This is a genomic window from Acetobacter oryzoeni (genome assembly GCF_004014775.2).
Classification (GTDB): Bacteria; Pseudomonadota; Alphaproteobacteria; order Acetobacterales; family Acetobacteraceae; genus Acetobacter; species Acetobacter oryzoeni.
Window position 1 is genome coordinate 84,987 of record NZ_CP042810.1, and the last position, 15,504, is coordinate 100,490.

The 15,504-nt window shown below is 47.3% G+C and carries 13 protein-coding genes and 1 pseudogene; 8 read left to right on the forward strand and 6 right to left on the reverse strand.

Annotated features, from left to right (window positions below; all coding sequences use genetic code 11):
- The first annotated feature begins 454 nt into the window (after nucleotides 1–454).
- Both EOV40_RS14540 and EOV40_RS15425 read left to right on the forward strand, forming a co-directional pair.
- Nucleotides 455–4,255, forward strand: coding sequence for a CHAT domain-containing protein (locus tag EOV40_RS14540; protein WP_244297066.1), 3,801 nt, complete (start codon nucleotides 455–457; stop codon nucleotides 4,253–4,255).
- 56 nt (nucleotides 4,256–4,311) lie between these two features.
- A pseudogene (locus EOV40_RS15425) lies at nucleotides 4,312–4,563 on the forward strand (hypothetical protein); the annotation flags it as partial.
- A gap of 243 nt (nucleotides 4,564–4,806) precedes the next feature.
- On the opposite strand, the gene mazF reads toward EOV40_RS15425, so the two are convergent.
- The 5 genes from mazF to EOV40_RS14565 all read right to left on the reverse strand — a co-directional run bounded on the left by mazF (nucleotide 4,807) and on the right by EOV40_RS14565 (nucleotide 7,803).
- The gene (gene mazF / locus EOV40_RS14545; RefSeq protein ID WP_063907590.1) at nucleotides 4,807–5,151 is read right to left on the reverse strand and encodes an endoribonuclease MazF; all 345 of its coding nucleotides are present in this window, start codon (nucleotides 5,149–5,151) and stop codon (nucleotides 4,807–4,809) included.
- Complete coding sequence (locus EOV40_RS14550; protein WP_128106459.1) at nucleotides 5,148–5,390, reverse strand: AbrB/MazE/SpoVT family DNA-binding domain-containing protein; 243 nt, start codon at nucleotides 5,388–5,390, stop codon at nucleotides 5,148–5,150. The genes mazF and EOV40_RS14550 overlap by 4 nt, the downstream gene beginning before the upstream one ends.
- A gap of 446 nt (nucleotides 5,391–5,836) precedes the next feature.
- Nucleotides 5,837–6,337: a MucR family transcriptional regulator gene (locus EOV40_RS14555; protein ID WP_064776424.1), complete on the reverse strand. Its 501-nt coding sequence runs from the start codon at nucleotides 6,335–6,337 to the stop codon at nucleotides 5,837–5,839.
- 639 nt (nucleotides 6,338–6,976) lie between these two features.
- Complete coding sequence (locus EOV40_RS14560) at nucleotides 6,977–7,468, reverse strand: type II toxin-antitoxin system YhaV family toxin (protein WP_020936679.1); 492 nt, start codon at nucleotides 7,466–7,468, stop codon at nucleotides 6,977–6,979.
- 2 nt (nucleotides 7,469–7,470) lie between these two features.
- Nucleotides 7,471–7,803 (reverse strand): type II toxin-antitoxin system PrlF family antitoxin, encoded by a 333-nt coding sequence (locus EOV40_RS14565; protein WP_099542213.1) that lies wholly within the window; start codon nucleotides 7,801–7,803, stop codon nucleotides 7,471–7,473.
- Nucleotides 7,804–8,644: 841 nt separating this feature from the next.
- Between EOV40_RS14565 and EOV40_RS14575 the strand changes: the two genes are divergently transcribed.
- A complete protein-coding gene (locus EOV40_RS14575) occupies nucleotides 8,645–10,618 on the forward strand; it encodes an acyltransferase family protein (protein ID WP_128106460.1) in 1,974 nt (657 codons plus the stop codon).
- 378 nt (nucleotides 10,619–10,996) lie between these two features.
- Here EOV40_RS14575 and EOV40_RS15430 read toward each other — a convergent pair whose 3' ends face one another.
- Complete coding sequence (locus EOV40_RS15430; RefSeq protein WP_244297067.1) at nucleotides 10,997–11,146, reverse strand: hypothetical protein; 150 nt, start codon at nucleotides 11,144–11,146, stop codon at nucleotides 10,997–10,999.
- A 45-nt stretch (nucleotides 11,147–11,191) separates the two neighbouring features.
- Between EOV40_RS15430 and EOV40_RS14580 the strand changes: the two genes are divergently transcribed.
- From EOV40_RS14580 to EOV40_RS14600, 5 genes are all read left to right on the forward strand, one after another.
- Complete coding sequence (locus tag EOV40_RS14580) at nucleotides 11,192–11,872, forward strand: hypothetical protein (protein WP_244297068.1); 681 nt, start codon at nucleotides 11,192–11,194, stop codon at nucleotides 11,870–11,872.
- 283 nt (nucleotides 11,873–12,155) lie between these two features.
- A complete protein-coding gene (locus EOV40_RS14585; protein ID WP_128106461.1) occupies nucleotides 12,156–14,081 on the forward strand; it encodes an exodeoxyribonuclease VII large subunit in 1,926 nt (641 codons plus the stop codon).
- 2 nt (nucleotides 14,082–14,083) lie between these two features.
- Nucleotides 14,084–14,320, forward strand: coding sequence for an exodeoxyribonuclease VII small subunit (locus EOV40_RS14590; RefSeq protein ID WP_128106462.1), 237 nt, complete (start codon nucleotides 14,084–14,086; stop codon nucleotides 14,318–14,320).
- A gap of 131 nt (nucleotides 14,321–14,451) precedes the next feature.
- Nucleotides 14,452–15,039: a hypothetical protein gene (locus EOV40_RS14595; RefSeq protein WP_128106463.1), complete on the forward strand. Its 588-nt coding sequence runs from the start codon at nucleotides 14,452–14,454 to the stop codon at nucleotides 15,037–15,039.
- A 128-nt stretch (nucleotides 15,040–15,167) separates the two neighbouring features.
- Nucleotides 15,168–15,473, forward strand: coding sequence for a hypothetical protein (locus EOV40_RS14600; RefSeq protein ID WP_128106464.1), 306 nt, complete (start codon nucleotides 15,168–15,170; stop codon nucleotides 15,471–15,473).
- The last annotated feature ends 31 nt before the right edge of the window (nucleotides 15,474–15,504 follow it).

The following is a 15,504-nucleotide window of genomic DNA, read 5'->3' on the forward strand; positions in this document are numbered from 1 at the left end:
ATATCGGTCTCAACTTATGGGCCCGCCTCCAGCCAATGACGTCAGTGTCTGATTCAGACATAAGAGAGCAGACAACCTTTGGGTGATAGACGGTTCCCGATACTGCATGGTAGCGCACGGGGATTTGAGGCAATATCAAGCGCATTGGGAGATTGACGTTTGGCTACTCTGTAATAAATGTCAGCTTTCAGACGGCCTTACATTTCTTTCGAACGGCTGAAGTGGGGGCACACGAAGTTAAACAAACGGCAAGAGACATCACTTGGGCGCTCCAAAGTGGCCAGACTGCTCTCGCCCTCACGACAGCCGTTTCGATGGATATCTTGTCTTTCCGAAAACGGACATAGCTGCATAGCAGTCTCGAATATCCAGTCAGGCTGGTGTTTTCGACTATCTCCTATATTCAATAAAGATGACTCAAGGCACTCGAAATGATGAGGAGACACCGGTTCCTATGGACAGAAGTGATCTCAATGCTATTGCAAAGAAAATTCTGGCATTCATCGCTGAATGCCCAGACGTAAGAGGTGGTGCGGACATCTATTGCCTTGATTTTGCGACTGCCCAAGAACGTTCCGGCATATTATTGGCTGTTTTGTCCGGCGTGTCTGACGAAAAAGAACAGCCGTTAATTCAGCGCTATCTTGTCATTGCGCCGCCAGGCGCCGACATCGAAGAATGGCAGAAAGCCATATGGGCGCAGTTTTCGACCACGTTTGCATTTTTAGCAAAACGCAAGATGGAAGAACGTGAAGCTGACTTGCGACGTTCGATGCTCCAAGTTGTAGTGGCAGATGATCTACGCCATGAAACGGTAATAACGTTGTTGGCCGCACAGTCTGATCGGACTGCTGTCATCGTGACGAATGCTGCGGGCTACCGTGACGAAAGCGTCAAGAGTTTTGTTACACCAAATGCTTCGAAATTGCTTCTTTCGGAGGACGTGTGGGTTCCGCAAGTGCATGCCTTGGCTGTTGCTGCGACCGAAACAGCCAAGGATCGCCAAGTCTATGTAGCGATCGACACGGGAAAATTTTCACCAACCAGAACGGAATTGCAGCACTTGTTGGCATCAATTGATGCCTGTGGAGTGATGGGGGCATGCGGTATTGACGACCCTGAGACGGTCTTGGCGCAGCACGTAGACCGATGGGATAAATGGATCACTGAAGGGCGGTTGGGTGTTGCGCTAAAAGATGTCGAAGCTCTGCCAACGAAATTCGATTCTCAAAAGCCGTTTCTTCGAATCCAGCTAATGAGCCGCGCTGGGCGCAACTTAGACGCGCTCGCGTCCATCCGTGAGGAAGTAGAGATCGACCGCAATTTGGACGCTCGGTCCCGAACAAAGCTCGCACGAATAGCACAACATGCGAATGCTTCGGCCTTGGCAATAAAACTGCTCGAACCGGCGATCGCACAACTCGACAACCTTGGATTGCTCACAAGCGCGCTGGATACAGCTCAAGACGCTAATGCCCCGAAATTGGTCACACAAGCCATTGAAAGGCTGACTTCCTTATATCCGGAAAGTGCCATTGTCCGCGAATTTCGGATCAATGAATTACTCGCCGATCGCGACTATTCAGGGGCAGCGCTATTTGCCAGAAATCACTGCACCGATCGAAGCACTTTTTTCTATGAGACTCTTGGACAATACTTGTCTGTTTCTAACGTCCCTGATTACCGTAGCCTTATTGATAAGGCTGATGGTGACGTGCCGCTCTCTGAATCATTCCGTATGGCATGCGTGAATGATGCTTTAAACAGATCACTGCCTGTACATGCATTCGATTTGGTATTGCCTCTACCTAAGGCGAGTCAGCAAGCTAAATATGGCGAACAATTGCTGCTGCGAACCTTAAGATTCATTCTATTAGAAAAAGCTAAGATTGGTACTTGGCCCGTTAATGAAGACCGCTTCGCTGACGCGGTGATCGTCCTTATAACGAGGCTCGCCGCAGACCCCGCACGCCATGAGCTCAGAATCGGACTGATAGAATTGCTTCAGCCCGCTGTTGCAGGGACGACTGGACTGGCGTTTGCGACATTTATCGTACTTCGACTCAGTGCCAAGCCGATTACAATTAACAAGATAGCCTTACCAGGTAAAGCAGATCCAGCTTGGCTAATAGGAAAAGATGTTTTCCTTCAAGGCGCTTTTTCTTGGATGGCCTCGGAACAACCGATGGTGTTAGGCCGGCTTCCATTGCCCATAGACTTGCTAAAGGAGCCAGCCGACGAGGTTCTCTCAGCAATTGCAAAGTTTCTGACCTATGGACCTATTAGTGGCGATGGCGACGATGATGTAATAAAATCATGGCTAGGACTTGGCTGTGCCGTAGCGCCTTATAGCTCATATCCCGATTATGACCTTCGTCTCATTCGCCTCGCCGCTGGAAAATTCGCCAACGTGGGTGCAGGTCAAGTGGCACGCGACTTGGCGGAGCAAGCTCTTTCCGCTAGCTACGGGACCGCAAGACGCCGTCGACTGGGCTGGTTCGCGATGGCTGACACCTATGCGCGACAGGGGAACGTAATTGAGGCGCTCATTGCAATGGCGTGTACATTTGCGGCGGATACTGAAGGCGACGCGGAAGAGATATATCAAGAGTTCACATGTTTAGCGCGGATCCTGCGTGATTGCCAGCTTCCAGACGATGCTCGGGAAGCGGTCGCTCAGGCCCGCGTAATGCTCGGCGTAATAGGGTTGACGGAGCAGTTTGGTCTACAACTTGATACGCTTGAATTGCAGATTCGGCAGCGTCAGCTTGATGCTTGCGGTGGTGCAGGCTTCGAAGCGTTGTTGGCTGATGCGATCGAGCACGGTCGGGACGTTCTGCGTCGGGGGGGAGAAAGCGTGCCGCCTGGCGTTCTGTTGGGGCAACTGCTTCGGATCGCACGTCTTCATGACATTCCTGTTGCCGACGACGTTGACGCGGTGATGAAGGGTTTGCGGGAAAGGGCTGGAGGAGGCTTTGACGGGCTCGTGGAAACAATAACAGCGGTGCGTCCTACGAAAAACCAATTACTCCTTGTCGCCCGCAACGGGGGCGTCGGGCGTTACTCGGACGACGTTGGCTTCGATACACGTGGAAGCGCTTTGCTTGCTAGCAGAGCGTTAAGTAGTAGTGAGTTTCTTTCTGATCCCATAGGCACCTCTTTTGCGCTTGATCTGTTGGCGGATCGAGGCGTTGCCTTGCCAGGTTGGGATGAAGCCGCCGTGCCGCCTGATCTTCCGGGCACGATAGAAAAGAGCGCGGAAATCGCACGGCAGATATCGCTGACGGGTGTGAACGTTGTTCAGGTTGGGTTTGACGAAGAAGGTCACCTAATACGTGTCAGCACGGTTGGTGGTGTAGTCGGCGAACCGGTACGCGAACAGAAAGTGGTGATTAGCAAAAGCCGCCTTCACGAATGGGCGAAACACTACCCATACGCTTATGGGATCGATGAAACGACCGCTAATCTCTTTTACACCACTACTGCAGACCTTCGACTGTCGGAGCTTCCTAGCGGACCGACTGTCATGGTCGCCGAAACGAAATTACAAGAATTTCCGCCAAATCTTCTGTTTGTCGAAGATAAATTTGCCGGACGCATTCAGCCAATGGCGGCTACGCCGTCCTTGGCGTGGCTCGGCCAAGCTCAAGAAATCGGTCTCATTGGTGATGGTCGAATGTGTGCTTGGATATCTACCGCTGAAGGTGAAGGGTCGCAAACGCTGCCCATGATAGCGCAGAGACTCGAACCGACTTTTGAGCGCTATGGATTTGAGGTCGACAATGGTCCGAACCTGCCTGCGACATTCGCGGGCGCAACGATTGCCGTTGTAACAGCCCATGGCAGCGTGAATTCCGAGGGACGTTACTTTCAGATGGTGTCAGATGAAGGTATTTTGTGCGTCACATCTGGTGAATTAGCGAATGCACTGCGAAATGTGGGGGTAGTCATCCTGTTCGTCTGTAGCGCAGGCCGTGCCGACAAGCACCCGACAGCTAACACCGTGCTGGGTCTATCAAAGCAAATTATCGACCGCGGCTGCACTGCGGTCATTGCTTCACCGTGGCCATTGGATGCTCGAGTACCATCGCATTGGCTGCCTGCTTTTTTGGAGAAGTGGATGGCCGGTGCAAATGTCGCACAGGCGAATTTCGATGCTAACAAGGTTGTAGACCAGCAGTTCTCGAACGATCCAGCGCGCGGACTGGCAATGACAGTATATGGCAATCCGCTTATTGCGCGAACTGTCTCCTAGTGTATCCGTGGTAATCAAGTGGCTGGATACACTGCTGAGAATCTAGTCGAGGCGACTCGTGTCATCGTATCAGGCTTGAAGTCGTCAAATTGGCCTGAAGCCAATCACGTTTTGCTCTGCTGTCGTGCCGACGGGTCGTAGAATGGTCTTTCGCACGGGCGACACGATGGCGCAGACTTGTCAAGAATTACGAGCGTTACGCTTTAACGCCCGCAAGTTTTTATGTCATCGCTTTCGCATGCTTCATGCTAAGAACTGCAGCTACTCATTTAAGTTGCATAATCTCATCTAGATTTCCGTGTTTCTAAATACTTGGCGCGAATCCCCTTTGTAGGAATGACTGCTTCCTGCTCACCATTACTGTTACCAGACATTCCGTTATCCCCCCAAATCTGACATCAAGAGGGGGTTCACGGGGGAGAGCATTGCTCTCCCCCTGACCAGTTTGCAAACCATCGCGACACAACGTGTCCGCTGGTTTGCACGGCTGGCTCCCTGTTTTCTCCCTGTTTTTCTTTTATTATTGAAAATTATCGGAAAACTTACTTTTATCACCCGACTAGCAACCGGATACGCTGTCGAATGGCCTCAAGCTCTTCGGGTAAAACTTTGCCTTTGAGCTTTGCCTTTCTCACGCGCCAATCCAGACTTCTCACCTGATCTGACAAGGCCACACTGGCAGTTTTTCCAGTCAGAGCCACTTCAAAAGGATAGCCTTTGATCTTGGTTGTTGTCGGACAGCACAGCATCATACCAGCCTTGGCATTATAACTTGCAGGACTCAGCACAACAGCAGGCCGGTGTCCTGCCTGCTCCCTGCCCGCCTGCGGATCAAATTCCAGCCAGACAATCTCCCCGCAATCAGGAACCCAGACAGTCTTTGCTTTGGCACTCACCAGCTTTCACCACCAACAGACGAACCGAAATCAATTTCATCATGGCGGTTCTCGTTCGTAATGCCTGACACTAACTCTTCCAGTTTGAGAGGTAACGCTCTGACTGGTTCTATGATAATCCTCCCATCTTCTTCTCGCACGTCGACGGCCTGATCAATCTTCAGACTGACGGCTTCAAGCACACCCGCAGGAAGACGAATGGCTGCACTGTTCCCCCATTTCCTGACAACGCCCTGCATGATGATTTTCCTTAGCTGAAGTTTATACGTCGTATATACATCATATTCCCAGCAGAGGCCAAATAAATCCCTCTCTTGACTGCCTCACGGGTTTGCCCGCAGAGTGAATCCGCAGTCACCATGCGAAGGATGATTTTATCTGAAATTATCGTTCTATTTCAATGGGTTGTCTGTCTTGTTGCGACCAAGGCGAGCGGGTTCGAGTCCCGCAGTTCATCCCATCAACTTATGGAAATATAATCGTAAAATAAGAATTTGATTGGTCTACGGGATTTGCCCTTTATATCTTTCCAGCAGGCCCATCTCAGTGTCGGTCCGGCCAGATTCAACCGTCACTTTTTTAAGTCAAGACAATGGAAACCGCCCCATCACCAACCCCATGAAGATCTATTGCCAGTTGACGAAGCAACGCGAGATCGTCATGGGGCAGGCAAAAGCAGCCTTAATCAACCGAGTTTCTTTTTACGTCCCCTTTTGACCTCAGGTAAACGTGTCACAATGGCATCTTCTTCTGATTTTTCGTGCTGTGGCTCGGTAATCTCTTGTGACTTGTTATTCCCCAATCCTAAGGATCGCGCTAAACGTGATCGTTGTTCTGAATAAGCTGGCGCGACCATCGGATAATTAGCCGGCAATCCCCATTTTTTACGATAAGCTGAAGGGGTGAGGCCAAACGCTGACATCAGATGGCGTTTGAGCATTTTCACCTTTTTCCCATCTTCTAAACAGATAATATAATCAGGAAACACCGATTTCTTAATGGGCACAGCAGGAACTAACTCTTTATCATCACTTACGTCCATTTCAACGCCCGCAAGAGCACGATAAATCTGTTGTATCAGTAAAGGTACATCGGAAAATGGTATGGTATTTCCAGACAAATAAGCAACGACAATATCACATGTCAAATGATGCAAATAATTATCTTCGTGTTTATTATGTTCCATAATTTTCAGATCCTTTGGAATATCTTCTTCATAACAAGATAGCTGTATAAACATAAACGGAAAATTATAAATCGTAAATTCTTCTACCAGAGCAATATACATTCAGATTTTGTTAGAGTTCAATGTTTTAATATAGTTAAAAAGACGAAAACACAAAATATGAGGCATCTGGAATACTACTGATTAAAACGGTTCACTCCGTAACGAGATCCGACAGCTTTCAATCTCCAGAAGATCATTCCCAAAAACCGAACTTAGGCCGGAATTGTTGGGCAATTAATTTCAAGGAAAGAATATCGATTTTGAATAAAAGACGGAGTTAGAAGTCAAGTAAGTTTAAGTATTGTAAATGGCTGGCTTTGCCATTTCCTGATGACATTCAGGCGTGATTAAACTGAGGGATATCCGAAGTCATCGGCGCGATATAGTCCTTCTACCATCGCGTTTGATGCCTAACCGTCAAAACTAGTTAGTATGCTGCCAACGTGATTTACGGTCGAGGCTTCGTGTGTCCTCAACCGCCATTGCGCTATTGGATTTAAGCCTAATGGCGAAAACGCATCCTTAGCGTGGTTCAGGCGCAGCCGACAGTCCGATCCAAAGGACAATATGCAATGCTGTAACGTTAAACTGCATTCGTCACGAATTTGGAGGAGAGGACTTACCCAGCCTGTCAACTGTAGCCTGATCGGACGCGGCCGCACAAAGAGCGTCCCAATCGTCTGGCGGGTTGCCCTTCTGCAGCATCGCCTTGAAAACTTTGTAGGCGTCAGTCCTTGAACCATAGGTGCGCAATTTCGTCTCATCGTTCACCCAAGCGAAGATGATGATTTTTTCGGCCGAACTATAGCGGAAGAACAGGCGAAAGCGACCATTCCCGAACTTTGCCCTAAACCAATGCTTGTGCGCTTCACCAAGCGTTCCGCCTTGTCTATAGACGGCTGCTGTCGGATCGGCAGGGATTGACTGGAAGAGCAGCTTGTTCAAGGCGGCCAATAACTTCGTGCTCGGTTTCTTTTGATATTCGTGGGGCTTTTTTTCCTTCAACTCCTCAACAGCGCCGATGAGCTTTTCCAACTGATCGAGAAAGAGCGGATGCGCGAGGATGGTCCAGCCATTAATCGTCAGCATAGTCAGAGCGCCACATCACCTTCAATCTCATCATCGAGATCAACGTCCATATTCCCGACGAGCGCGGCTACGCGATCAGGCAAACTGGCAGGGAGGTTGACAAGGCGTGGACGGGAATGGTCGAGCATGTCCTTCTCCAGAAATTCGAGGAAGCGCTCAACGACTGGGTCGCTTGTCTCTTCTGTGGCCTTCTCGACATGAACACGGCGCTGATCGTCCACGACGAACGCAATACGCCCACCATAGTCTACACCTAAAGCCTTCCGGACGCTCTTGGGAATAGTCGTCTGACCCTTAGCGGTGATAGTGCTTTCTGCTTTCAGCAAGTCGACCATGGCTTAACTCCAGTTTTAACTTTCTTCATAAGTAAGGAAATTCCCTTACTTTGTCAAGATGGTCATGCCTCGGCTCAGGACCTAATGGTTTGATTGCGGAAATCTGATTCAGGCTCTGTGAAGTGACTGGAGATGAGCGAGATGTTTTGGCTGACGAACGAACAAATGGAGCGTCTGCGGCCCTTTTTCCCAAAGAGCCACGATAGAAGCCCGTGTTGATGAGTGTCCCAACTGATCTACCCAGTGACGCCGTTGTCAGTCGCGGCAGGGAGATAATCAACAGGTCTTCATCACGGAAACAATGGTTTCCTGATATTCTGCTTTTTTGCCGTGTGTCCACTGGACCAATGCAGGTAAAAACATGACCGCAATCAGGAAATTTCCCGATTTATTGCCGGGCTTTACTTGGCGGGATATCGAGGTGAATGACGTGCGGATCCGCACGGCTATCCTTTGGCGTCAGCAATACGGATCTCGGTTGAACTGAAGCTTTCTCTGAAAGCCGCCTATATCTACCTTGAGCCTTTTTCTTTACCAGATGCCTGCGAAATTTTTGTTTTTTAGCTTATGAAGCATGTTTATTAAACTGAAAGATGGATAATCAAATATCAGTCTTTACTTATTTTGATTATCTGTAGAAGCATTCAAATATAAACTATAGACTCATAAAATAGATAAAATTTCCCTATATATAAAAAATATTTTAAGAAATTACGAAAAACCATCAATAATAAATGGATTATATATTAAATATTTACGAGAGATAGACTTGTTTTAAGACACACGCTCCTTATAAGAGTTGGACAAAACTATTATATTTTAATTTTAACATGTAGAAATAATGAATATTGGCAGCATATCTTTTTCAGAAACCGTGAAAAAATTCTCGTATAGAAAAGACATTGATGGGATACGAGCTATCGCCATCCTCATGGTCATCATCAATCATCTGAATACCAAATGGCTTCCAGGTGGATATCTGGGTGTAGATATATTCTTCGTCATATCAGGATTTGTGATTACCGGAAGCTTATTTAATTATGGGCACGGGAAAGGTTTACCCTCTCTCCTATATGATTTTTATGCCAAACGACTACGTCGCATCACACCAGCACTGCTAACGAATATTGTCATTTGCAGTACTGCAGTCTGGATAATTGATCCCCAGCCACAGATTTCACTTCAAACCGGTTTTCTCGCGCTATTCGGTTTCTCCAATTTTTACTTATGGAAAATATCCCAGGATTATTTTTCTCCCTCTACAAAACTGAATGCCTTTACCCATACCTGGTCGTTAGGCGTAGAAGAGCAGATATATCTGCTCTATCCATGTCTCTTGAAAATAACCGGATTTTTTAACGAAAAGACTTCCAGACTTTTTCCATTGACCGCTATATGCGCACTTTCAATAGTCTCGGCCATCGTTTTGATGATCCTGCCAGGACATACAACAGGAGGCGCTGCCTACCTGCTTCCTTTTGGTCGTTTTTGGGAGTTTGGCATCGGATGTATTGCATGCCTCTTGTCCCTTCATTTCGAAAATCGTGATCAGAAAAATATTAAAAGCGTTATTTGTTACCTGTCTTTTCTATGCATTATTTTTTCTGCCATTCTACCGCAATATCAGAATGTGCTGTGGAACTTTCTGGCTGCCCCGGCAACAGCTGTATTGATCCTGTTTCTACCTCATACAAACAAGGCACGTCTTTTCCTGAGTGGCAACGTATTACAGTTTTTAGGGAAAATATCGTATTCGTTATACTTATGGCATTGGCCCATTCTATCTTTACTCAATCTGTATATGAAATCTAACACGTCATATCTTTATAACTTCCTTTTATTGACATTCTTTACGTCCATATCGTCATATTTCATTCTGGAAAAGCGCCTGAAGACATTTTTACAAAATAAAGGAAATGTATTTTCATATTTATTATCATTGCCTCTCATTTTATTCTCGTCTTTGTATGTATTTACATTACACAAATCTCATAATCCCCATCCTCTTGCTATAAATGGGTTTCGTTATCTTCCTGATTCATATGAGAATTTTCCTGTAAAACATACCAACTTTTTTTACTGTACTGTAGAACTCCCCAAACGCCCTCTACATAGCAACACGATGGAGAAATGTACAATTCCACCGGCGAATAAAAACCTTCCCACTCTTTGGGTCATGGGAGATAGTCACGCAGGTCATTTGATGGGACTACTTTCCCAACTACAACAGAAGTCTGGTTACGGCATTCATCTTGTCGAAACGGTTGGTGAGCCCTTCCCAGCCTCAGGTGGTATTTCTTCTCCAGAGCGTCAAAAGCTTTGGAATGCAGCTCTTGCACGGATGAAAAGTGGCGATTTCGTTGTTCTGGGACGAATTTTTCTAACCCGAGACGGCGAGATCAAACCTTTGCCGGATATCGAGAACTGGCTGCAGCAAGTCGGAAAGATCGCATCACATCTGGAGGCCAAAAATGTCTCCATTATCATTATGTCTCCCATCCCGATGTTCAGATTTGATTCATTATATAACTGCGCTCCATCCCAATCGAATAATACGACTTGCGACATCAAGCGAAAGGACGAAGCAAAACCCCTGAATGACATCATGCACGCTATGATAGATGTTCAGGAAAACCACAAAAATCTTTATGTGTTTGATGCATTCTCAGAAATATGTCCGGAAGAATTAACCTCTTGTTCTCCCGTCAGAAATGGAATTCCCTTGTATCGCGACAAGGATCATCTGAATGTTTACGGTTCTGAAATCCTTTATAAAAACTTTTCCGGTTTCCTGAAAAATATCTCGAAACCCTGACGGTCACAATTTTTCATGATACCAACAGTTTGATCTGATTGTGAAAGACAAGGAGTTTGAAACAACTCTCAAGAATATTTTCTACTTTATCATCATATGATAGTGCATATTTACGGTCAGTCATAATACCCCCAGATAAATTTCATGCTGGATAATCTGTGAGTTGATACATATGTTTTGTCAGCCCAACTTTCCGGTGACTTACGGAGCTGTTACAAAATCAAGCTTCGCTCATCTGGGTATCGTCTGGTTCCCCAGGTGGACGATGGTAAAACCCATTGTATTAGTCATCGTTCTTGGCGGCAGGAACGCCAATGAGGTTTATGACGATGCAAACCGCTGTGTCTGAGTATGTTTGGATCGGAAACACTCAAACATTCAGCTGGACACCTGAATAAAAACCTCACCCAGACGGCGATTGCATTCGGCCGCATTGATCAGCGGCTCCGTCATCACCCTCTTCTCCCTGCCATCCTCTTTCGGGAACAGCTTGAAGCCGCACGTGCCTGTGCAGCTGTCGATGGCCACCTCATAGATCCCTGGCGACTTGCCGCCGAACTTGAGGGCTTGAGAGTGGTACCTCTCGGCTCTGATGTCTTTGAGCGGGGGTCCTCTGTTGATGCGGCACATGCTGCTTTTGCACAATACCAATGGCTCGTTAAGCCAGATGAAGCACAACGCAACGCGATAGAGAGCGCCTTGGGGTGGCTTTCTGAACACAGCAAGGCCTCAGGCCCTCTTCTTGGCGCTGCTACTGCATTTCATGCCTGGGTAGAAGCTGGTCATGCCCGTGCCCCGATGCGCGCAGCCTTGATCCGACATTGGCGACGTACGGATATCCTTCATTTTCCGCTTCCCCTTGTTGGCGCCAGAGCTTTTATAGCGGATGCACCTTGGGAACCATCAGAATGGATCCCGTGCTTCCTCAACTGTCTGTATGATGAAATGACGGCCGTAGAAAACCGTACGCGTGCACTCGAACGAAGCTGGCGTCACGCACGCTTGCAATCAGGTGCCCAGAGAAGCACATCGCGTGCCGATAAGGTCATAGATATCCTTGCCGCATACCCACTGATATCTGCAACGCGCCTCTCAGACGAACTGGGGTTATCTCTAAAAGCGGCTTACATCTATCTGGAACGATTTCTGTCAGACGATCTGATTGTTGAAGTCACGCATCGCACCGCAAGGCGATTATTCACATCGCTGCCACAGCAGATTGGATCAAGCCTTGACAGGACCTATAGTGTGTAAAAATTATCTCTTTTAAATAATTGTTCCTTTGAAGCATTCTGTTTCTGATCAGATACTTTTTTGGTATCGCTACTGGTGGGTTCAACTCCAACGACTACCAAGACAGCCAATATCAGGCAAATTATCCAGTTTACTAAAATAAAAAATGTTCCATAATTTTAGAAAAGTATTTTAATTTCGAAACCTTAATTGATAATTGAATTGCACTACATTGCTTCTTAACGATCGTAAAAAATGCTGGTAAGTTGCATACAGCCTGAAAATTTTTGGTAATGAAAACAGGATGACAGTTATTCATGAGAGCGTCCGCAATGATGGCGTCTCACTCCAAACATACCTTAATGACCTTCAGGCACTCTTACGAACCCAGCCAGATGCTTGGGTTCGCTGCGAACTGCATGGCCTTACGCCCAGTGCAAAATTTGTTCGCATGGAATTCATTGAGCATGACGCTCAAGGTAGACAAATCGCAAAAGCACAAGGGGGCTGCTTTCCGGCGGTTTACGAAAAGATTCAACAAAGCTTTGCTAAAAGTGGGCTCTCCGTTACCACAGGAATTAAGGTTTTAGTTCGTCTGCGCGCTGATCTCCAAGCCGCCTATGGTTTTCAGGTACAAGTTATCGATATTGATCCGAGCTATACACTCGGCGATTTGAAGACACGTATGGACGCAATTCGCCAGCGCCTCGTGCAAGAGAAACTGTGGGATAAAAATCGCTCAGTCTCACGCCCAACTGATTTTGAACGTGTTGCAGTCATCTCCCCTCCCGGAGCCGCTGGGCAAGGTGATTTTAGAGCTTCCGCCGATATCCTCGCGCGCGTCAATCTTGTCACCTTTGACTATTACGAAACATCTTTTCAGACGGCCAATGCGCCAGAGGGCATTATTTCCGTACTCCGGAAGATATTCCCCCTCGCAAAAGCTGGGAAATATTGCGCAGTGGCCCTCATCCGAGGTGGAGGCGCATCAAGCGATCTAGCATGGCTGGTCGATTACAATCTGACCCGCGCACTTTGTCACATGCCAGTACCCATCATGACGGGTATCGGACATCAACGAGATCGCACCTTACTGGATGAGGTTGCCTGCATCCCCTGCGATACACCATCCAAAGTCGCTGAGTATATTCGTACGACAGTCTGCAACGCAGGGCTAATTGCTGATCGCTCTTACCGGGATATCATCTTCAATACATCTTCTATTGCCGAGAAACATGCGACTAATATTTCAGAGCTTCAAACCCAAGCCTTGATAGATGTCCGTGAAACCGCGCGCGTTGTAGACGAAAAACTTCGTAAAATCTCTGATTATCATGCGCGAGCAGTACGGATGTTAACAGAGATGTCAGGACAGGAAGTGGCTAAGATCAGTCGCCAGATTGCTATGAATGCCGAAGCAACACAAAACAAGGCCAGTAAAGACATTCTCGCCGCAGTTGCGCGAATTACATCTGACGCAGGAACACAGATCCATCATGCAGACCGTGGTCTTCGCCAATGTATCGAACTCGCTCTAACAGCACCTTTACGGATTATTGGCGAAGCGACCACAAGCCTCGACCGCATGACCCGCTATATTCAGGGTACGACATACGACCAGATGCGCCTCACGGGCGAAGCTATACTCTCTCTCAAGGGAAACATAACCCGCTTGCCAGCAGGAACTCTCAGCCAAGCAGAGTCCTTACTTGCACAGATTGGAGAAACAGTCCGTGGCACAGCAACGCATGCACTTGTAACCGTCGAAAGAGATATGCAAACCCAGCTAAGCTCTATTTATTCAGCTCCTGCTGCAGAAATCAGCCAAATAGCTGTTGCGCTGGATAACACCACAAGCAGCATTACAGACTCTGTTCGCACTTCAGCAAAAATGGCCGAATGGCATCTCCATGTGAATCGAAACAACACGCAAGAACACCTCACAACAGCAATCACATGTGTCCCGCCATTAGTGAGAGAAATAAAATATAAAATTCTCGAAAATGCCCTACAATATATTGAGCAACTCAAAGGCGGGATTACTGCAGCACAAACTATTGCCGCCGCTCTAGATCCTCGTACTGTAGTGGCCGCCGGTTACGCAATACTCCGAAACGAAGACGGTTGTCCGATGACGCATGTACAAGACGTTGTCAATGCAAAAATTGTGAGCGCCGATCTTCGAGACGGCTCCATCACCCTTCAACCACTTCAAGCAAAGAAGATATAAAAATGAATCAGATGCAACAAAGCCCGATTAACACTGGAAACGAACCGCCAACAAAATTTGCAGACGCTTATGCAGAATTGCAGCGGATCGCAGCTGCCCTCAAGCCGGAACAGGGTAAAATCCCTGACGTTGATGCGATTGAACCGCTTGTGAAGCGCGCCAATATCCTCGCAAAATACTGTCAGGATCGCATTGATGCTGTCAGAAAATTGGTTGATGAACAACAAGATCATGGCTGAGACTGAAATGGATTGTCCGGGTCTGACTTAAAAACTGTCCTACTTCATAAGAAACTTCGGGCAATTCAAAGAGCTTATTCAGATCGGAGAAAATCCTATTCCTATCGTTCTTCAGGAATTCGTTTAGAAATATGACATTTCTTGCGGCTTCGATCCGCACTATACATCCCCAAACTTTTTTCGAAATAACAACTTTATTTCCACCGTTAAGAAAGTCTTCTGTCTCAAAGCAGGCAGAAGACCGGGCAGAAAAAGGACCTGGTGCGCATATCATCGAAACCCGCGATGGAAAACTGATTGGCAGCTTTACCCGCCTGACAAAAGTCAGGATGGCGGAGTTTAGGAAGCTTCTAGCAGAAGAAAAGCAATTGACTGTCAGTAAGCCAGAGACAGATATCAAGAGCACCCGTTTACTCATCCTCCAGATAACCAGGGATTTTTATGAGGAATATCCTATTCCCAAAGCCTCAGACGCTCAGACTGTCCCCAGAAAAAGACCCATTATAAAACACGCGAAGATGCCCAAATGGCAAAGAGAACTATGGCTCAAACAGATGGCCGATATTGATATTCCACCGACAGAACAATTCCGTCCCACGTCTCCCGTACGTGTAATCAGTGCCCAAAAGGCCCGTTTCCAGAAAGAGATCAAGAAAACCATTTGGACCAGAAGGCCTCGGAAGCAAGCTCGAAAACTCTGGATAGAAAGAAAACTATAACGACATGGCGCAAGCAGCTTGCACCATACCAAAGGCAGTTTAGAAAAAGCTTTGACCATTATATCGTTGCAAAACGGAAATAGCAGGCCGATGCGCTTTTCTATGAATTTCTGGGACTATTGCGCCTTGTGGTGCAGGCCTTGCTCCATATCGTAGGGCTACGCTCGGAACCACCACATCCTCTTCAAACCGTCCTAAATGAAAAGGAGCAGGCAGCACTGGAGCAGTTCAAGAAAACTCACGATACTAAATTCTCAGCCAAGGCCGATCGAGCGAAACTTGATGGCTGGCACTCATCCCGTTTTGGCAGACTGGTCGATGCCAGAGCCAAACGTATCCAGCAATGGAATAAATTACATCGGCCCGAAAAAGGTCGTGCTCGTCAGGAAATCGAACGGCTCTTCTCTTCACTTACCATGAAGCTAACTTTTTAACATTGCCGGATGACTACCAGCAGTCATATAC